17 protein-coding genes, 2 tRNA genes and 2 pseudogenes are annotated in these 19,912 nt (G+C 34.5%); 6 read left to right on the top strand and 15 right to left on the bottom strand.

The genetic code is table 11. The features are described 5' to 3' along the window. Nucleotides 1–5: 5 nt before the first annotated feature. Nucleotides 6–545 (bottom strand): peptide-methionine (S)-S-oxide reductase MsrA, encoded by a 540-nt coding sequence (gene msrA, locus GYY69_RS02350; protein ID WP_174796243.1) that lies wholly within the window; start codon nucleotides 543–545, stop codon nucleotides 6–8. Nucleotides 546–713: 168 nt separating this feature from the next. On the opposite strand from msrA, the gene GYY69_RS02345 reads away from it, so the two are divergent. Beyond that, nucleotides 714–986 carry a DksA/TraR family C4-type zinc finger protein gene (locus tag GYY69_RS02345; protein WP_174796242.1) on the top strand — a complete coding sequence of 91 codons (273 nt, stop codon included), beginning with the start codon at nucleotides 714–716 and terminating at the stop codon, nucleotides 984–986. A 63-nt stretch (nucleotides 987–1,049) separates the two neighbouring features. Here the strand turns inward: GYY69_RS02345 and GYY69_RS02340 are convergent, their stop codons facing one another. Together GYY69_RS02340 and GYY69_RS02335 are read right to left on the bottom strand one after the other, a co-directional pair. Beyond that, the gene (locus GYY69_RS02340) at nucleotides 1,050–1,700 is read right to left on the bottom strand and encodes a DUF421 domain-containing protein (protein ID WP_174796241.1); all 651 of its coding nucleotides are present in this window, start codon (nucleotides 1,698–1,700) and stop codon (nucleotides 1,050–1,052) included. Nucleotides 1,701–2,276: 576 nt separating this feature from the next. After that, a pseudogene (locus tag GYY69_RS02335) lies at nucleotides 2,277–2,699 on the bottom strand (HPP family protein); the annotation flags it as partial. 225 nt (nucleotides 2,700–2,924) lie between these two features. Between GYY69_RS02335 and GYY69_RS13020 the strand changes: the two are divergent. After that, nucleotides 2,925–3,062 (top strand): annotated as a pseudogene (locus GYY69_RS13020) (TetR/AcrR family transcriptional regulator); the annotation flags it as partial. A gap of 462 nt (nucleotides 3,063–3,524) precedes the next feature. Continuing rightward, nucleotides 3,525–3,674 carry a hypothetical protein gene (locus GYY69_RS13015; protein ID WP_446718874.1) on the top strand — a complete coding sequence of 50 codons (150 nt, stop codon included), beginning with the start codon at nucleotides 3,525–3,527 and terminating at the stop codon, nucleotides 3,672–3,674. A 151-nt stretch (nucleotides 3,675–3,825) separates the two neighbouring features. Here the strand turns inward: GYY69_RS13015 and GYY69_RS02325 are convergent. The 3 genes from GYY69_RS02325 to erpA form a co-directional block, all read right to left on the bottom strand. Further along, nucleotides 3,826–3,901 (bottom strand) — tRNA-Gly (locus GYY69_RS02325). Nucleotides 3,902–3,920: 19 nt separating this feature from the next. Continuing rightward, nucleotides 3,921–4,008: transfer RNA gene (locus tag GYY69_RS02320), tRNA-Leu, on the bottom strand. Nucleotides 4,009–4,225: 217 nt separating this feature from the next. Beyond that, nucleotides 4,226–4,564 (bottom strand): iron-sulfur cluster insertion protein ErpA, encoded by a 339-nt coding sequence (erpA, locus tag GYY69_RS02315; RefSeq protein ID WP_034914816.1) that lies wholly within the window; start codon nucleotides 4,562–4,564, stop codon nucleotides 4,226–4,228. 159 nt (nucleotides 4,565–4,723) lie between these two features. Here erpA and hemL point away from each other — a divergent pair, with 159 nt between their 5' ends. Continuing rightward, nucleotides 4,724–6,016, top strand: a complete 1,293-nt coding sequence (hemL, locus tag GYY69_RS02310) for a glutamate-1-semialdehyde 2,1-aminomutase (RefSeq protein WP_174796240.1) — start codon at nucleotides 4,724–4,726, stop codon at nucleotides 6,014–6,016. Nucleotides 6,017–6,084: 68 nt separating this feature from the next. Continuing rightward, a complete protein-coding gene (bcp, locus tag GYY69_RS02305) occupies nucleotides 6,085–6,561 on the top strand; it encodes a thioredoxin-dependent thiol peroxidase (protein ID WP_065638162.1) in 477 nt (158 codons plus the stop codon). A 23-nt stretch (nucleotides 6,562–6,584) separates the two neighbouring features. Here bcp and GYY69_RS02300 read toward each other — a convergent pair whose 3' ends face one another. Both GYY69_RS02300 and GYY69_RS02295 read right to left on the bottom strand, forming a co-directional pair. Beyond that, a complete protein-coding gene (locus tag GYY69_RS02300; RefSeq protein ID WP_174796239.1) occupies nucleotides 6,585–7,667 on the bottom strand; it encodes an AI-2E family transporter in 1,083 nt (360 codons plus the stop codon). A 48-nt stretch (nucleotides 7,668–7,715) separates the two neighbouring features. Then, complete coding sequence (locus GYY69_RS02295; RefSeq protein WP_174796238.1) at nucleotides 7,716–9,218, bottom strand: helicase HerA-like C-terminal domain-containing protein; 1,503 nt, start codon at nucleotides 9,216–9,218, stop codon at nucleotides 7,716–7,718. Nucleotides 9,219–9,379: 161 nt separating this feature from the next. Between GYY69_RS02295 and GYY69_RS02290 the strand changes: the two genes are divergently transcribed. Beyond that, the gene (locus tag GYY69_RS02290; protein ID WP_174796237.1) at nucleotides 9,380–9,610 is read left to right on the top strand and encodes a YdcH family protein; all 231 of its coding nucleotides are present in this window, start codon (nucleotides 9,380–9,382) and stop codon (nucleotides 9,608–9,610) included. Nucleotides 9,611–10,240: 630 nt separating this feature from the next. Here the strand turns inward: GYY69_RS02290 and GYY69_RS02285 are convergent. From GYY69_RS02285 to GYY69_RS02255, 7 genes are all read right to left on the bottom strand, one after another. Continuing rightward, on the bottom strand, nucleotides 10,241–11,107 hold the full coding sequence (locus GYY69_RS02285) for a hypothetical protein (RefSeq protein WP_174796236.1): 867 nt from the start codon (nucleotides 11,105–11,107) through the stop codon (nucleotides 10,241–10,243). 3 nt (nucleotides 11,108–11,110) lie between these two features. Beyond that, nucleotides 11,111–13,918, bottom strand: a complete 2,808-nt coding sequence (locus GYY69_RS02280; protein WP_174796235.1) for a phage tail protein — start codon at nucleotides 13,916–13,918, stop codon at nucleotides 11,111–11,113. After that, a complete protein-coding gene (locus tag GYY69_RS02275) occupies nucleotides 13,888–14,106 on the bottom strand; it encodes a hypothetical protein (RefSeq protein ID WP_174796234.1) in 219 nt (72 codons plus the stop codon). The genes GYY69_RS02280 and GYY69_RS02275 overlap by 31 nt, the downstream gene beginning before the upstream one ends. Next, nucleotides 14,106–14,345, bottom strand: coding sequence for a hypothetical protein (locus GYY69_RS02270; protein ID WP_065638155.1), 240 nt, complete (start codon nucleotides 14,343–14,345; stop codon nucleotides 14,106–14,108). The genes GYY69_RS02275 and GYY69_RS02270 overlap by 1 nt, the downstream gene beginning before the upstream one ends. A gap of 12 nt (nucleotides 14,346–14,357) precedes the next feature. Continuing rightward, the gene (locus GYY69_RS02265) at nucleotides 14,358–15,143 is read right to left on the bottom strand and encodes a phage BR0599 family protein (RefSeq protein ID WP_174796233.1); all 786 of its coding nucleotides are present in this window, start codon (nucleotides 15,141–15,143) and stop codon (nucleotides 14,358–14,360) included. Beyond that, nucleotides 15,127–16,311 carry a hypothetical protein gene (locus GYY69_RS02260; RefSeq protein WP_174796232.1) on the bottom strand — a complete coding sequence of 395 codons (1,185 nt, stop codon included), beginning with the start codon at nucleotides 16,309–16,311 and terminating at the stop codon, nucleotides 15,127–15,129. Before GYY69_RS02260 ends, GYY69_RS02265 begins: the two co-directional genes overlap by 17 nt. A 164-nt stretch (nucleotides 16,312–16,475) precedes the next feature. Further along, the gene (locus GYY69_RS02255; protein WP_174796231.1) at nucleotides 16,476–19,673 is read right to left on the bottom strand and encodes a tape measure protein; all 3,198 of its coding nucleotides are present in this window, start codon (nucleotides 19,671–19,673) and stop codon (nucleotides 16,476–16,478) included. Nucleotides 19,674–19,912: the final 239 nt, after the last annotated feature.

The raw sequence follows: 19,912 nt of genomic DNA, 5'->3' as shown, positions 1-19,912 counted from the left end.
TTAATTCATCCTTTATTTGATTTTTGCCAATGTTTAGCCAAAAAGTCAGATCTCCCTGATAATTTGTAATATTGGTTATAGTGTTGAGGCTGTTTGGTATAATAACTTTGGTGATAATCCTCAGCCGGATAAAAAACCACCGCAGGCTCTATCGCAACACCAATTGGCTTATTAAATCGTCCACTTTCTTGCAAAGTTTGTTTAGACGCTAATGCTTGTTTATGCTGAAATTCGTTATGGTAAAAAATCGCTGGACGATAAGAATTCCCCCGATCAGCAAATTGACCTTGAGAATCGGTTGGATCAATTTGTTGCCAAAAGATATCTAAAAGCTTTTTATAACTAATTAGTTTGGGATCAAACGTGATTTGAACCGCTTCGGTATGTCCGGTTGTGCCCGAACAGACTTGTTGGTAGGTTGGGTTTGCAACATGCCCACCAGTATACCCCGAAACAACCTTGATCACCCCCTCATACTGATCAAAGGGTTTTACCATACACCAAAAACAACCGCCGGCAAATGTTGCTTGCTCATATTGCTGCATAAAAACCTCCGTATTTTGATAATGTTAAATTAAATACACGAATGCTTACCCAGAAACAATATAATCAATAACGCCATTTTTTGATTATTTATTGGCTATATTACTTGAAATAATTAAAAAAAACACTATATCATCAACATACTATTTCAGTTATAGGAGCTTCCTTTTATGGCGAGTGGATGGGCACCTGACGATGCCGTTAATCAACAAATCGAAGGAACAATTGCCGATGCTATTGAAAACGCAAGAAGCCAACTTAATCACGGTACCACTAGCGCTGATTTTTGTATTGCATGTGGAGAACCTATTGCTGAAGCCAGAAAAGCAGCATTACCCGGAGTGCAATATTGTCTGTCTTGCCAGCAAGAAATCGATAAGCAATTAACTAAGGTATCAAACTTATATAATCGCCGTGGCAGTAAAGATAGCCAACTGCGTTAATTAGTCGATGGTTCTAAATTAATTGAGCTAAAATGGGTGGAGCTAATCCACCCTAAAAAATGATTATTTTTTACCTTCACGTACCGCATCATAAGGATAAATAATCAATTTATTATCAAACCATTCAGCACAAAAAATATCATCAATTTTTTCATATCCTTGTTTTGAAATTTCGCTTTTAACCCAATCTTCATCTTTATTAAGCTGCTTAAGATTATCCTGACTAATTGCACCATTTTCAATGATGAGTACAGCGATATCTTTATCGCCTTTTTTGATAATGGTTAAAGAACCATTGAGTTCATACCAAACTTCTTTCAATTCATCAAATGAAGCTATACTTTGTATATTCACTAAAGTTTCAAAATCTCTTACCGGTAAGTTGGCTTTTATAAAATTATCCGTGATTAAATGGCCACTTTTCACTAATTGGATTGGTTCACCATCTATGGCATCGCGTAGGCGTGAGTTTTTAGATTTGATAAAACGAATTAAAACAAGTAGACCAGCCCAAATAGCCACTAACCCAGCAGCTTCCCAAGGCGATACTGTCGGGCTAAGTAATGCCCCCCCAACTAGCGCACCAATGACCATACTACCCACCTGATCGAGCTGCGACATTGGTGCAATTTGGCTTTTTCCTGACAACTTCACATAAACAAGTAAAATAATTAAAGCTAACAAAAATTTTGGTGCCATTTCTAATAAATACATTTCCTTTCTCCAAGCTAAACATTATATGTTGAACTACAATTCCAAATGCAGAATTAAATAGAAACTTCTGTATCGAAACGGGTAATAATTTATGTAAAAACCGGTGTAACTTTTGTTTAATTGACAATCAATCCATGTCTATTTTTTATAAGAAAATCTAAAACACTGCATGATTATTATGATAAGTAATTAATTGTATTGTACTCTAAAATTTGAATAAATTATAAGATTATTGCTTTGATTGCAATAACTAATTTCTATTATGTAATGCGATTTTGGCATAATGAAATATTAAGCGATTGTTAATGGCTAAAATACGATTAATTATTACTTAAAAACTCGATCGCATTATGCGGGCCATTATTTGCAATATTATTCAAGGCAACAACCGCTAATGCATTGTCTTCCCCTCCTTAGGATACTAATTGTTGAATTACCTGCACCACTTATGATAGCCTTTGTTTACATCGAATTGCGATCTGGTTCGATAAAGTTAACTATTTATTTCAATTAAAATATGATGTTATTCGTTTATTCTTATTTATGTGCTTTTACTATTAACCAATAGAGTGGCCACTAGTTTTTTCCAGTAAGATTATTAACAATGTACGCAATGATGGCTAAAGCGATAGAGCCCGATAACACCGGAAACAGTAAGAAGCTAAAATCATAATGAATTTGACTTGGTGTTAACAATATCACTAACGGATTAGCGGCTGCAGGCGGATGCACATATCGAAAGAACTGCATTGCTGCAATGGCACATCCCACAGCCAAGGCGATAACTAATGCTGAGTCACCGAGTAACTTTAAAAATAATAAGCCGATAAGCGCTGATATTAAATACCCAAAGATTATATTCTAGACTGCGCCAAAGGAGACTGAGAAACTGCAAATAAAATAACACACGAAGTTCCAAACAGAGCCATGATAAAATAGCTAGCAGAGTATGTTGTCAAATACTCTAACGTTAAAAATTGCCAAAAAACCACCTAACAATCCTTATACTAAATAAAGTAATTTGGGTCTACTAGGTAATTTTTCGCTAACCAAAAAGAAGAGTTTCATTAGTTATTTGTCCTGTTTCGTTATAATGGATAATTCAATAAAATCGTACATTTCTGTTCATCTTGCAATTTATTTAGGCAACTTAATTTTGAAAAAATGTACAAACGAATCATCAAAACAGCTGAAAAACTCTTTTATTAAAGTGGTTTTGCTAAAGTTGGCGTCGATGAAATAAAAGATAAATCTGGATGCTCTAAAACCACCTTATATAATAACTTTGGTAGTAAAGACAAACTGATAATTGAAGTATTTAAATATAGAGATTCAAAGAAAAGCTTAATGAAGCTGTCCTAGGCCTCAGTGCAATGGATGGAATTAAAAATGGCCTTGCGAAGAGAATTTTAACGGCTGTTTATTTATGCGAGCAACGGAAAAAATGTATGAAGATTAGCCCTGCATATAGGATATCATTACCGAACAGAAAGAATTCATTCGAAATCTTATTCCTTCAAAGCTTGAAGATCATCCTGATAAAGCATCTTTAACCAATAAGCTAATGGTACTGGTACTACTTGAAAGACTGCTTAATATTAGTGTGATATACAAAAATAATCAACGTCTGCATAAACAAATTTAACAAGATGCTCTTAATCTTATGCTAGATTTGCTAAATAATAAATCGGTAAATAAGGAAGATTAATTAAAAGCAAGTATTAGATTTTTTTTAAATAACTTGCATATAACGCTTTTTGATGATTTTAAAAGATGGTTCATATCTATCATTGTATGCGTCGCTAAGTAGATGGGGATTGTCGTATTCAATTTTGTCGACATAATATTGATGTTTTTAAAGAAATAAGCCTCAATAAGATAAACTATCCCTATGTAAAACAAATGTATATTATAGAGTATGCAATTCGAGTCTATAATACTGATTCAGTAAAGCAATGGGATAATCATAATTAACCGCACCCATTTCAGATTGATCAAGTCTTGATCGTATTTTTGTCCAGATGATTGGTCTACTGTTTATAATGACAAGTTCTACCATTATGAATATTGATAAAAACTCAATAATATTGATAAATTTTTCTACACTAATGTTATAAAATTTTATTGGAGCGGGAAACGAGGTTCGAACTCGCGACCCCGACCTTGGCAAGGTCGTGCTCTACCAACTGAGCTATTCCCGCGTAAGAGGTGTTTGTTTAATGGTGCCCGGGGCGAGACTTGAACTCGCACGGCCAAAAAGGCCGAGGGATTTTAAATCCCTTGTGTCTACCGATTTCACCACCCGGGCTCAAAACTTATTACCGAAAGGTAATTGCGTTTTGAATGCTGTGCATTTTACCCATCTTAAATTTTCCGTCAACAAAAAAATTTAAATTATTATCTAATTGCTCAATGTTTGTCACATTTTGTGGGTTTATTCATCTATCCCGCTTAAAAAATAAAAAATTCGGATTTATTGTTTAGCAATATGTGTTATTAGTATTTAAAAAAAGCTTAAATACGACTTAAACACTAAAAGATGAACCACAACCACAAGTCGTTGTTGCATTAGGATTGTCAACCACAAAGCGAGAACCTTGTAAGCCTTCTACATAATCGATTGTGCCACCAACAAGATATTGTAAGCTCATAGGATCGATAACTAGTGATACGCCATTTTTTTCGATGGCTAGATCATCTTCATTGACTTTTTCATCGAAAGTAAACCCGTACTGAAATCCACTACAGCCACCACCAGTAATGTAAACTCTTAGTTTAAGGTTTGGGTTTTCCTCTTCTGTTACTAATGATTTTACTTTATTTGCTGCTGCATCAGTAAAGTTGATTGGTAAAGCATCGCTCATATTCTTCTCCTAATATATTTATCTTAGCATTATATACCCTTGCTAAATGAAAATACAAAATAGAAAACTTCTATTAAATAAATTTCTAATAGCCAGCTTGAATTTACTTTGATTTTATGAATAAATACCACAAAATTTTATAGAGAGAGCATCTCAATTATGCGAAATATATTTAAATCAGAAAAGCTTTATCATCATGCCTTATCCGTTATGCCTGGCGGTGTTAATTCACCGGTCCGCGCATTTAATGGCGTGGGTGGCACGCCTTTATTTATTGAACGCGCAAATGGTGCATATATTTATGATGTAGACGACAAGGCCTATATCGATTATGTCGGTTCTTGGGGACCAATGATCCTTGGGCATAATGATCCTGATGTAGCCAATGCGGTAATTAATGCGGTGCATAATGGTTTAAGTTATGGAGCACCAACCGAAATTGAAACCAAAGTTGCCAATTTAGTGACGCAATTAATGCCTTCTATTGAAATGGTGCGAATGGTGAATTCGGGAACTGAGGCAACCATGAGCGCCATTCGTGTTGCACGTGGTTTTACAGGGCGCGATAAGATTATTAAGTTTGAGGGTTGCTATCACGGACATGCCGACTATTTGTTAGTTAAAGCTGGTTCTGGTGCGCTTACTTTTGGACATCCGACATCTCCCGGTGTACCTAATGATTTCGTTAAACATACATTAGTTTGTGATTATAATAATTTAGAGTCAGTCAAAAAGCAATTTCAGCAATACCCTAATGAAATAGCTGCCATTATTATTGAGCCTGTTGCTGGCAATATGAATTGTGTACCAGCCAAAAAAGAGTTTTTACAAGGACTGCGTGAACTTTGTGATCAATACGGTGCGTTATTGATTATTGACGAAGTAATGACGGGTTTTAGAGTGGCGCTTGGTGGTGCTCAAGATTATTATGATGTGGTGCCCGATTTAACTTGTTTAGGCAAGATTATTGGTGGTGGTATGCCTGTTGGAGCTTTTGGTGGTCGTGCGAATATTATGATGCAATTAGCACCAACTGGTCCAATATACCAAGCTGGAACTCTTTCAGGTAATCCCGTTGCAATGGCAGCAGGTTATACAACTTTAACCAAGCTAATGGAAGTTGGGATCTATCAAGAGTTAGCAGATAAAACTGCATCGCTTGCTGATGGATTATTATCGGTCGCTAAAAAACATAATGTGCCATTAGTGGTGAATTATGTAGGCGCTATGTTTGGGTTGTTTTTTACAACTGCTTCTGAAGTAACCAGTTATCAAGATGTTATGCAGTGTGATATTGAATTATTCAAAAAATTCTATCATCATATGCTAACTGAAGGTGTTTATTTTGCACCGTCAGCTTTTGAAGCTGGTTTCATGTCACTTAAACACACAGACAAAGAGATCAATCACACCATTGATGCAGCAAATCGTTTTTTTAGTAACTTAATTTAAAAGTATGACAATACTTTTAATATACCTAAACAGATCAAATTTAAACTATTAAAATAGGTAATAATTATATGGTTAATCCACTTAAAGAAGGTGAAAAAGCACCACTGTTTTCGTTGCCAGACCAAGATGGAGAGCTTGTAGGCTTGAATGACTTTAAAGGTCAACGTGTTTTAATTTATTTTTACCCAAAAGCAATGACGCCAGGTTGCACTGTGCAAGCATGTAATTTGCGCGATTGTTCTGATGAGTTTAAAAAATGCAATGTGGCAATCCTTGGAATTAGTACCGATAAGCCAGAAAAGTTATCTCGATTTGTTGAAAAAGAGTTATTAAATTTCACGTTGCTTTCTGATGAGAATCATGAAGTCGCCCAAGCATTTGGTACTTGGGGTGAAAAAGAGTTTATGGGTAAAACCTATGATGGGATTCACCGTATTAGCTTTTTAATCAGCAAAGACGGTACAATCGAAAAAGTGTTTAATGATTTTAAAACATCCAATCACCACGAAGTAATTTTAGATTATCTAAAAACCCACTGTAAATAATTTATACAAAAGCAGATTAACCATTAATCTGCTTTTACTTCACTATTATTATTTAACTCATCTGTTTTTGGCCAAGCATTTATAATTGCTTTGACCAATGTAGCCAAAGGTATTGCAAAAAATATCCCCCAAAATCCCCATAGACCACCAAAAACAATTACCGCTAAAATAATAACAAGTGGATGTAAGTTTAGCTTTTCAGAGAATAAGCAAGGTACGAGTAAGTTGCCGTCTAATGTTTGAATCAGAATATAGAAAAATAATAAATAACCAAATTGCGCGGTTAAACCCCATTGAAATAGTGCAATTAATACAACGGGAATCGTTGAAATAATAATACCAACATAGGGCACTAAAACAGATAATCCGACAAGCACAGCTAATAAGAGTCCATAATCTAACCCAAAATACCAAAAAGGAATATAAACACAAACCGTTAAAATAATAATATGTAGTACATTGCCAACAATATAATTGGATATTTGCATATCCATTTCAGCGGCAACTTTGTTTAAAATTGTGCGGTTTTTGGGTAAGATTTTGGAGCAGTATCCCCATATCTTTGCTTTATCTTTTAGTAAAAAGAACATCATTATTGGCACTAATACCGCATTAATCGCAACAGATACCATCCCTAACAAAGAAACAATTGAAAATTGTAACAACGAATTACCAGTTTGCACGACTTTGTTGGTAATACCTTGGATGACCGAATCGAATAAACCAACATCGATTAATTCTGGATAGTGTTCAGGCAAGTTGGTGAGGAAATTATTAGCAAAATTGAGCATGTTTGGGATATTGGTAATTAAGCTAACACTTTGTTGCCAAATTAATGGTAATAAAATCATAAATCCAACGAATACCACCATTAAAAAAAGTAGTAATACCATCACAACAGCGAGAGTTCTTGGAATATTTTTTTTATGTAAAAAGTTAACTGGTCTATCCAGTAAATAAGCAAGCACAATAGCAATTAAAACAGGCAGTAAAATTTTATTAAAAAAATAGATGATAATAAATAAGCCAACAATAACAGCCATTAGCGATACAACATGCGGGTCGCTAAAACGCTTTTTATACCATTCCATAAACATTTTTAACATTAAAATACTCCTATTTTGCTAACTTTTGGGGTAATAAGCTCAGTTTTATTATTTTTTAAAACCACCTAATATGCCACGGGTGATCTGTTTACCAATTTGATTAACAACTTGCCTTGTTGCACTTTTGGCTATTTGTTGAGTAATACCATCATGTTGACCTCCTTTTGGTCCTTTTTTACCAAAAAGGACAGTGCTTAAAAAATTAAGCAATCCACCATTATTTTGTTTATTGCTTACATCGTTATTCATGTTTTGGTTAGACAAGTTATCTAATGAAAATCCATTTTTCAATATTTCATAAGCCGATTGTCGATCTAAGGTTTGCACATATTTATTGTAAAAATCGGATTGATGAATAATAGATGATTGATTGTCTGGCGACATTGATCCCATTTTTGAACCTGGCGCAATAATATAACCACGCTCAACCATGTTTGGGCTACCCTTTTCATCTAAGAACGAAATGAGTGCTTCACCAACACCTAATTCCATTATCGCTTTTTCAGTGTCAAAACTTGGATTTGTGCGCATGGTTTGGGCGGCTGTTTTTACCGCTTTTTGGTCTTTAGGGGTAAATGCGCGTAAAGCATGCTGCACACGATTACCTAATTGCCCTAAAACTGTATCAGGAATATCACTTGGGTTTTGCGAGGCAAAATAAATCCCAATTCCCTTAGAGCGAATTAAGCGCACAACTTGCTCTATTTTTTCTAATAATGCAGGCGAAATGTCATTAAAAAGTAAGTGAGCCTCGTCAAAAAAGAAGACAAGTTTAGGTTTATCAAGATCACCAACTTCTGGCAAATGCTCAAAAAGTTCTGATAATAGCCATAATAAAAAGACTGAATATAATTTAGGCGAGTTATATAATTTGTCGGCCAACAATATGTTAACTATGCCATGACCTTCAGGATTAACTTGCATTAAATCTTGAATATCGAGCATCGGTTCGCCAAGAAAAAATTCGGCACCTTGTTGCTCGAGCGTTAGCAATCCGCGTTGGATTGCACCAATTGACGATAACGAAATATTCCCGTATTGTGTGGTGAATTTTTTAGCATTATCACCCACAAATTGAATTAATGCTCGAAGATCTTTGAAATCAATTAATAATAAGCCGTTATCATCCGCAATTTTAAATGCTAACTGTAACACGCCTGCTTGAACTTCATTTAAATCAAGTAATCGACCAAGTAAAATCGGTCCTATATCTGACACGGTACTGCGAACAGGTATCCCTTTTTCAGCAAAGACATCCCATAATTCAATGGGTGACGAATCTGGTTGCCAGTTATCGACTCCAATGCTAGCTAAGCGAGCTTGTAGTTTTTCAGATAATATGCCCTTTTCACCAATTCCTGTTAGATCACCTTTAACATCAGCAAGAAAAACAGGTACACCTATTTTTGAAAAACCTTCAGCCATTTTTTGTAATGTAACTGTCTTGCCGGTACCCGTTGCCCCAGTAATTAAACCATGACGATTAGCTAATGAAGCTATAATAGATAAATCTTTGTTATGGCTTTTGGCAATTACAATCGATTCACTCATGGATTAACCCCTTAGTAAATTTGTGATTAAAACAGTTTTGTTATAAAAATAATTTCGCTATTAAAACAATTTTTCTATTAATGCGACAAATAATATTGTATTCTGAATTAGTAATAGGTGCTATTGTTATTATTCTATTTAGCCTAATATAAGGAGGCGCTATGTTTCCAGAATATCGAGAAATAATTTCTAAATTAAAGAATACCGATTTACGTTTTCAAAAATTGTTTGATCAACATAATGAGCTTGATCAAAAGATTAAAAACATTGAATCAGGCATTATTGTCAATACGACCGACACAATAGAGGCATTAAAAAAACAAAAACTTAAAATTAAAGATGAAATTTACGAAATTTTAAGAAAAGCGTCTGATACTCATTTAAATTTATAAACAAGTACAGCTTATAAATATTTTAATTAAGAAAATCTTAATATATCAAAAAGATTAAACAAAAAAACAATCATTTTTTTAAATTTCTGTCAAAGTACTCTCTCTTTAGCGAGTACTTTGAACTAATAGATTAGAAGAATATTTAATCAACAGAGGTTTTCTACTATGCCTAGAAAACCAATAACAGCAATACAAGAAAAAAATAGTGCAAATCTTACTTGAAATGCTGATCCCTGCCAATAACCTTATCCAAAAAATAGCGAAAGGGATTGATATTGCTTCGATAATCTGTCGCTTCAGTTATTGTATAGATAATAATTGTCCAGAAAAATATCTTATCAGATTTCTTAAAATCAAACTGTTACTCATCTTTTGGATACCCACTGTGAGCGACGACTGGTTCAGAAAATTCAGGTTAACCTAGCTTACCGTTGCTTCTTTTGTATGGGATTAACTAGAATTTTCTGAAAGAATTTATGTTCACTGATCACAATAAACAACACACTACCAATTTACATACATCAAACACACAAGCACAATATGATATTACCGATTTTGTGATGTTATATGATGCAATTGATTATTGTAAGTTGAAGATTGATAGTGTGATATGATCTATGTCAATATGAATTATGCAATGATATTATCAATAGCGACTGCGTTTTTTACGCCTCCTTTTTTGTCAAACGCAATAGCGTAATAATCAAATTTATGTCTGATTCTAAAGACAACATCTCCATTTTCGTCACTTTGGTGTTTTGCTATTAAGTCACCATTTAATCTGGAATGCAAATAAACATCTTGGTTTGATAGCGGAGTTCCATCCTGATCTTTAACTTTGGCTGTAATGTACGTTTTATTTAATAACCAATAAATAACATCGTTGACAATATTCATCGCGTCATTAGTTAATTCAACATTAAAAGGGTAGCCAATAAAAGCACAATCCGCAGCAAAAGGTTGACCTTTTAAATTTAAATCACCTTTACGAAACACAGTACAAGTGACAGTAGGTGCGTAATAATTACTTTCAAATCGATAAATCGCCAATGGCATCATATCTTTTGGCGTTGTTTTGTTATCATCAAAGATATAATAAAGCCAAGTGCTTTTGTCTGATTTTTGATATAGTGAAATTTCTTTTTTACTATAATTTATTGATATAACATCTTTATTATTTATAACTTTTGTATGACGTTGACCGTACGAATAATCTATTTTATTTGAAATACCGATCGACGTAACAGCTCCACTATTACCGTCCGAACCGCCAGCTACAACTGGAATGCCTTTCTCAAAGCATTTTTGGATTGGTTCACCTGCACGTTTTTCTTGAGAATTTATATAATCCATAATTAGATCAAATGTTGATAAATAACTTTCAGTATAATCGCGTGATGTCGTATCACAAAAAAATACTTGATGATCTTCACTAAGCGCAGTAATCATCGCTTTAACATAATCTTCTGCATCACTGCAAATAACAATTTTTGCCATTTTTTAATCCTCAAATTTAAATTCTAATTCGTTTTGTCTTTCTTTATTGAAAATAAACTCAATATCTTTACCCACAATAATACTATGTCTAAATTTCTGACTTGATTCTAAATCATTTTTGATGCTAGATAATTCAATAGATAAATCGCCTTTTTTTAGATGGCTAATATCAAACGAAAAACTTGGTTCTTCGGTTATTGTATCAATAAGCGTATTTGTGAAATGTCGCAATACAATGCGATATTTTACATCAGGTTCAACAGTTACATTCCCTTCATACCACCCGACCATGACACCAGATGTCTGCTGTAACCTATTTCTTGACGACCAGTTAATGTCTATTGTTTTATCGAGTATTGATGCAGGATAATAGCAACCATTGATAGTAACGTTAGCAGGAGGATAAGGCCGTATTGCCCGTCCATTAATATCAATAACGCGCCCCGTTGCATCTTTGGGATCGAGTGAACCAGTTGAGGTGCTTGTAATGATACGACAATCAACTTTGTCACCCTCGTAATAGTCTTCTGTTTTTATCGTTAACTGTCCTCCGCAAAAATAGACTCGACTATTTTGATTGTGTATTTCAGGTATTGTGTCAAGACAACCTCGTTTTACAGTTAATTGATTACCATTACATGATTCAACAAATAGAATCTCATCATCAATTAAAATCCACGTATATTCACTGTTTCTCGGCGCATTATCCAGCGTAATAACAGATTCCATTTTGTTAATTTGCTGTACTAATGTTCGCATTTCACATTCAGTGAGGCTTTCTGCATTATCAAAGTTATTAGACAGCGATGTGACCAATTCCGCCAAAATCACATCATTAGGTAAATCAATAACAGCAGAAGCAATTTGTCCTGCCAAATCATTGTCACCCTCTAATAACCGATCTACTGCTTTTTGTCCGTAGTTATAAACTAGTTCATAATAAGGCGATTCAACGATAATAAAGTTTTTGACAGGTTTTGCTACACCATTATCAGCAGGTAAAGAAATAGGTGGTTGAGTACTAACAACAGATGAAGTAGGCAATGAAAACACATCTCGGGAACATTCAATCGTTACCTGATTACTTTTTTGTGTGCCATAGTCAACAGATATTATTCGCATTACCACATTGCCCAATCCCAATTGTGGCATATTTAATAGAAACACATCTCCTCGACTCAACATTCTACCGTCTAAATTAAGCGTTAGTGTAACAGAAGCAAGATCTGAAGATAAATACGCTAAGTCCCTCATAGCCAATCGAGAAGCCAAAGAACGACTGTATACAGTATCGTACGTGACTGTTGTATTATTTTCTCGACCAGCCATTGTGATTAGTGCATCGTCACGAACTGTGACCGAACCTTGTTTATAATCATTTGTTCTATCAATAAAATTGACTGTAACAGAATTAATCATCTCAGTGACAATATTTTTTTTGATATCCGAAATTTTAACAATATTTGTTTTATCAAATATCGGTAGTTCATCAATATTGTAATTATTTCTGATCAATTTTATTTCAAACTGATTTGTTTGCGCATTTTGATCAAGCACACAATCAACCGTTTTTTCAATGTTCTTCTTTAAATCTTCAAATTTACTCTGATTGTTCCAAAGATAAGATAACCCAAGTTTTTCTTGATAAAAAATATCTGCAGCTTGCTTGAATGACTCCTCATTAATAATATTTTGCACTGATTGAGAATTAAATCCTGTATACTGGCTTAACACCAATTCTCTTAGTATATGTGCTGGATTCATATCTGCATTTGGACCATTAATAGCGTACATCATTGTGTCATAAATTAGGCTAGAATCAGAACCAACAATAACGGGGATACCATCCTCGGGTGTGTTGTCGATCTTTGCACTTAAAGATACATTATGATTGCCAACATTAATGCAATAAATATCAACATCTCGACCGTTAGCTATATTAAATCTGCCCGATTTATTAATTAGATCATGAATATCATTATTTTTAATAGAATCGACATTCTCTAGTTCGCCGTCACTCACGAAGATACAACAACGGTTCATATCAAAATTAACTACTTCTTTAAAAAAAGAGACAGATGCATTTAAAACAGACTCGAGATTATCACCCCCCACAATCTTCAAGTCATCAATAAATGATAAAAGAGGTGAAATATCATTTTCTGATACCTTTCTAATTAATTTAGTTTGCGGTGAACCACCTTGATATGTTGTGATCAGTATATCTAATCTTGACGAAGCTAGATCCATAGAAGTTTCAAGATTATTAATTGCTCGTTTCATTGCTGTTTTTAGTGCAGTGATGCGTGACCCACTCATACTATTAGATGTGTCTAAAATAAAATGTATCGCGGTGTTACCTAGTCCGCCTTCAGATCTAATTTCAGCTTTTTCGTTATACCATTGAGGTGTTTTTTTTGCATCTTGATAATGTATGCGTTGTACAACAACCGCTATATCTTTTAAATATGGATTATTTCCCCAATAAAAATGCTTGAAAACTGCGCCAGCAACATAACGATACGCCGGTACAATTTGCGAAATCTTGCTAGCTAGATAGCTATTCCGGCTATGTTTATCGTGACCTGAATAAACATCAACACTTCCAGATAAGCCACCCTCTCTAGATTCTCCACCGAAAAGAGATGGTTTATCAACAAATAACGTCCCATCTTGCAGCGATCCTTTCCATGCAATTCTGTCTGCTACGCTGATATTAATCAATTTATCAATCGTACCTTGGCAAAAGATCATACTAGTACCAGCGTAATATTTGTAACCTACTGTTTGTTTCTTTTTGCTTCCACCCATATTCTCCGCCTAGCTTGTTCTATTACTTGATTTGCCATTACATCATTAATTTTTATTAAAATTTCAGCATCAATACCATTTTTCAAAAAATCGGACCAATCTAATCCATGACGTTTAAAAAAAGCTCTTCCACCTGAACTACATTGTCGTGCTGCAATTAGATCTTCACGCTTAACAATTAACTTCATTATTTTTTACCGCCTTTCTTTCTAATAGCTTTAAGCGATTTATCGCCTACCCAAGTGTAAATTGGATTTGTTATTTTAACTGTGCCAAAAACAATTGGTATTTCTGTCCCTTCGGTTGAAGTGCCAGTTTTAAACTCATCCGCTTCTATTTTTTGTTGGTTCTTTTTACCGTGCGATCCAACCACACCAACAATTAAACCAACAACAACAGCAACCAATGCTGCAACTAATGCAAACATAAAACCTCCTTTTTAAACAATGGAATTGCCACTATTTAGCGGCTCCAAAGGAAGGTATGGAAATCCACCGTAATTAAGTGTGTTATTAAACGTATTGCAAGAATCAAGGGTTCTTAAACATCCCTTATAGAGAATGACTGATGCAATACCTTTACTTAGATTATCTATAAGCTGTTGATTTTTTCTAAATAAAGTGATTGAAGTTTCACTATGTTCTTTAATAAATGTTTGTTCTCCTTGTGGTGTTTGTACTATTCCGCCAGTGAAATATCCATTCGGAACCTCTTTTTCAAATACAACAGTTATCACATCATTTTTATAAGACGTGACATTACCTGTTATTTTAAAATCATCACGATTTAACCCACATCGTTCACCATATAGGGAATACCGACAGTTTCGCTGGACCTTATCATTTACTCCCGTTTGTCCAGCCCTTGTAATTAGCAACTCGAACGTCATTGTCATTTCTTTATCTGATGTGGAGGTTTGAGTTAACCGACCACTCCAAGCCATCGTGACCAAATTTTTTTTATCTAATGTATAAATATCAACTAGTAGGTATTTTGTTATGTCTGGTGTTATCCATTGCTGCACAATCTCATTAGTAATTGGCATGGTTATAGTGATTTTGTTTTTAGATAACGATGCATCACGCTTTATTGCACTTCGATTAATTGATTCTTTAATATAAATATTGTTGTCGATATTTAACTCACGCATACCACTCGTATAACGATAAGTGTTTAAACCATCATTAAAAACATACAATTCCGATTGTTTAAAAATATTGATCATCAAAAACCTCTATTACTTGAATATCTGATTGTGCTTGTTGATTTGTACCGTATTCAATTTGCACTCGGTCTGTATCAAACCTACAAAGCGTTAGGCAACTAATTTTATTGACTGGCTGTTCGATAATTTTGTCGATAACGATTATTGTTTTATCATGTAAATCATTGCTTATGCTAATTATTTTTGCATAAGAGACAGCGTTATCGTGAAATAATGATAAATATTTAAATGATGGTAAATCATTGTAATGACCGTTACGAATAACAATCTGATTGCCACGAACCTTTCCACCATATATATTTACATCGCCATCACATAACCAAAATGGTTTAACTCTACCCTCCCTTCGATAAATAAACTCCTTAAATTTTTTTATCTCATCAAACCCATCAAGATAAAATTTAATAGACCTTGATAATTTTGTACGCTCCCATCGTTCAATTCTAGTGATTTTACCAACATCATAATCAACAATATCAATATCTTTATTTAATGTTGATTCGTTAGTGCCATAATTATTATGAAGTACCTCGATGCCAAGATAAGTCGGTTTTTTAATTATTTTGCTATGATAGTTTGGTTGTTCAATCAACTCGATAGTTACATCAAACTGAGCATCAAAACCCGATGTTTTATACTTAGAGCTATTTAAGTAACATTCTCTTAATGGCAATAAATAGGCAGCTTTATAATTATTGATTACAGCACTTATCGCTTCCTTTTTCTCATTCGGCGGTTCTGCAAAAACAAAATCAGGTTTTAATTGACGTTCTGCATGGAACACAAACTCTAATGATTTAATTTCTGATGATTTTAACCATGTAACAACTTCATTTTTTTTGCTATCCTGATAAATCAGTAAGTTATCATCAACATGATTGTCAAAATAATTTCTGATTAAGGTTGTTCCCTGATTAATTCGACCAATGTAAACAGCCCTTAACCATTCTGGAATCAACCAAGTCCCAGTTAAATTATTACGTAGCAAATTAAGATAACGATTTCTATTGTGCGGGTGCGCTATAAATGAATAATCTAACATTACTCTAGGTAAAGAACGCAACATTATTCTATGTTCTCGACCGTCTCTTGACTCGATAATATCAGTGAGCCATTCAAAACTCTCTGTTATTCCTTCGATTGGCTGTTCAGCAATAATATTTGGCATTTCCACCTCAATTTTAAACATAAAAAAAGCCCGCAATTGCGAGCCTTAAAATCAATTTTCTATTGTATGTATATCTACATTAGATTTTTTATACTCCGTTAACAACAATCCACATATTTTTGTAATATTACACGCATCAAGAACTAGTTAGATATTTTAGTTATTTAGGATGCATTAACAATCATCGCTAACTCCTCTCCATTATCTCTATTTATTTGCATAACTCGCTTAACACCCTCTTGTGTTGCTAACCATTGCTCTGCTGACTCGTAATCACTCACAAGTGCAATATTAATGGTTGGTGACACCGTCTGAGGTGCATTTTCTTGTGTTGTTGATTGTGAATAGTTATTAACTACTTGTGGACGCTGTAAGCCATTCATATCGCCTCGTTGCAATGCCTCCAGATTATCGACACCAATCCGCTGGGTTGCTGCTGCATTCATCACAAACTCTTGACCATGAACGACGCCAGCAATCTGATTTCGTGCTATATTGCCAGTGTATCCACCTGTCATAAACCCAGTTGACTGAGAACGCATCGCTGAAACATTAGCCATCCCTGTAGCAATTGCCATTGCCGCTGCTGCTGCACCTAACGCAGGTCCGACATACGGAATTCCTGCCATAGCAGCATATGCAGCATTAGCTGCTTGATACGTGTTAATAACTGCTTGTGCAATCGCTGCTGCTTTACCTATTCTTGCCATTGCTACATTGTTGGAATTCTGCATCTGCGCCAGTTGTTCGAAAAATTTATTAGCCTGATTTAAAATAAATTCATTCTGTTTAGCCCAAACTTGCGCTCTTAACGATGCCGCCATTGATTGATCCAAGTTAAACTTCTCTGTTAATTCATTTATTTGCTCATACATCTTTTGGAATTGTGAGATTTGCTCACTCATTAGAACCCATGAGCCTTCGAACATACCAGCAAATGGGCTTGCACTCTCAGAATTGAGCGCATTAATTAAATCATTATATCCATAATTTTCACTATCTTTTAACTCAATCAGTGCTCTAACTAAATCAGCAAAATTTTGATCTTTTCTGAACTGAGAATTACTTTCAAGAGAATCTTTAATAGAAAGAATTCTTACATAATTTTCATTAAGAGCTATTTTCTTTCTTAACTCATCATTTTGTGCTTCAGAAAGCACCAAGCCTTTGCTCATCATATCTTGACTAACGCGATAGAGTTCGTTTTCTATGCCTCGCTGCTCTGATGAAAGTTTCATTAAATTCCACTGCTTATCTAACTCTTTGTTATAATGGCCAAGCGGATCTATTGATTCTTCATATTTATTGGTAAGCAAAGTGGTGTATTCATTATATTGGCTGGCTGTAATTGCTCCCTCCTTATACATAGCGGTTAATGCACTTAAGCTCTTGCTGTACTCTTGCAGTGCACCTTGTATTGGTTTTAATGAGTTAAGCAGTTTATTGTGCTCTTGTGTTAACGGGGTCACTCCTTTTGCAATCTTTGAGGTATCATTCTCTGGTGGCAACGGATTCATTGTGGTTTCTTCAGCAGATTTTCTTTTTTTTGTTTGTTCGATGATGCTGTTGTATCCTTCTTTTAAAAAACCACCAATTCTAAATAAATAATCTGTTTTAGACACTTTTTCGAGCTCATCTTTAAGCTTGTTTAACCCTCTTTCAGCCGATGGATCTAATTCAAATTTGTTAAATTTTATCGTCATTGAATCAATCTTTTCGAGGAGTGCCTTTCCTGCATCTTTATCAAAATACGACAGTACTGATGCAAATTCACGAAAGAGAGGTTGCCATAAATTGAGAATGCCAGCAATAATATCCCCAGTAAAATTTGCGATGCCTTTCCAGACAATCTCCCATGCATCACCAAGATTATTAAAAGCAAATGATCCTATTGTTGCTACCGACATTATCAATCTAACAATCGTATTAAAGTACATTTTCGATACGTCAATAATTGCTTTAAATACGTCGTTAACCGTGACCTGTATGCCTTTGAAAGCATTATTCACCGAGTTTACGAACCCATCCCACATACCGCCGATCCATTCGATCGCTGCTGAAGCCGCCTCTTTAATATTACCCCACACCGTTATAGCGACGTCCTTTAACGATATTGTGCCATCTTCTGTAAGCTTAATTTCATCCGAAAATAATGTTAAGGCAGCAATAACGGCTGTGATCGCCAAAATTATTGCACCAATAGGATTGGCAATTAATGCAAGATTTAATCGCATTATTGTTGCAGTAGCTTTTGATACACTTTTCCCTCCCATTTCAACAGATTTTACAAATAAGGCGTGATATACAGTTGCAGCGATATATCCAGCATCAAGAACAGCCAGCGCCGCTGAGGTATTTTTTACATTATCAGAAAACCATTGAATTGCTTGAGCTATTTTATTGTTAGCACCAATTGCGTTATCCGTTTCAAAAATGTATTGCTGAATACCTGCTGTTAGGTTTGTAAAAGCACCTAGTAGCCGGTTAGGTATATCATCAGCTTTCTGCGTGAACATATCAAAGCAATTCGATAAGGACTGAAAAATCACATCAGTTGTAATTTTCCCTTTTTCACCAGCATCTACAAGCTTATCTGTTGTAACATTGAGTTGTTCGGCTAAATCGCCTGTTTCTTGATTACTATTATTTATAACAGAGTTTAACTCCTGTCCTGACAACATTGCTAACATTAAGGCGCTTTGAAAAGTATTTATCTCAGATGCTGCAAAAGCTCCAGTTATTGCTAATGTAACTAAAGCATTATTTAATGCTTCAGTGTATGTTAACTGTTGAGTTATGTTACAACCAAGTTCCTTCAGCGCAGTTGCATTAATTAAAAAGCCTTCTGTCGTTATTTCGAAACTTGAATAAGTTTCTTTAGCGGAATCTATCGTATCATCTAAACACGTTTTAAAATCACTTAATAATGAAATGGCAACTGCAATTGTCTCCATACTAATAAAACTGGATAATGTTTTCAGTATAAAACCAAAATTTTGTGCAACAACTGTCGCTGTTTCAAGTTGCACTGTAAAGTTTTGATAATTGTTTATAGCATCTTTCAATTGGTTAGCATAAGCAATATTAATCGTTAAAGCTCGTTCAAGTGTATTATTTATTTCATTAAATGCGTTTTTGAATGTTGTTGTTTCGCTTACTGCTAATTTTATGGATTCAGTAAACGTATGGATCGAATTAAAATATTTTTTAAATGGATCATTATTAAAGCTTTTTAGCATTTTCTTCATCAACTCAAGATTTTTTTGAGCCCTTTCTGATGAAGAAGCAATGCTATCTAATTTTTTTGCTATTGAATTTGCTATGTTATCAGATACCGTGATAACAGTTGCTTCACGTGGCATATTAACTCCTTAATTCACTTCTGAAAAATAATAAGTGCTTTTGAAATAAAACCATCAGAAAACTGCTGAGAGTTACCGTCGTCCTGCCCTTCTATATTCTATAGAATTTGTGCCGCCAGATTTCCGCACTTTAAGTACGATTAATGCTGAGTTAACAATCACCATTTTGCGAATGGTTTTTTAATTATCCGCTTGTCATCTGATAAAAAGCATTATTTAATTCAATAATCTGGCTATTT

The organism is Gilliamella sp. ESL0250 (genome assembly GCF_013345045.1).
GTDB lineage: Bacteria > Pseudomonadota > Gammaproteobacteria > Enterobacterales > Orbaceae > Gilliamella > Gilliamella apicola_H.
This window is presented reverse-complemented; position numbering and strand designations above follow the sequence as displayed.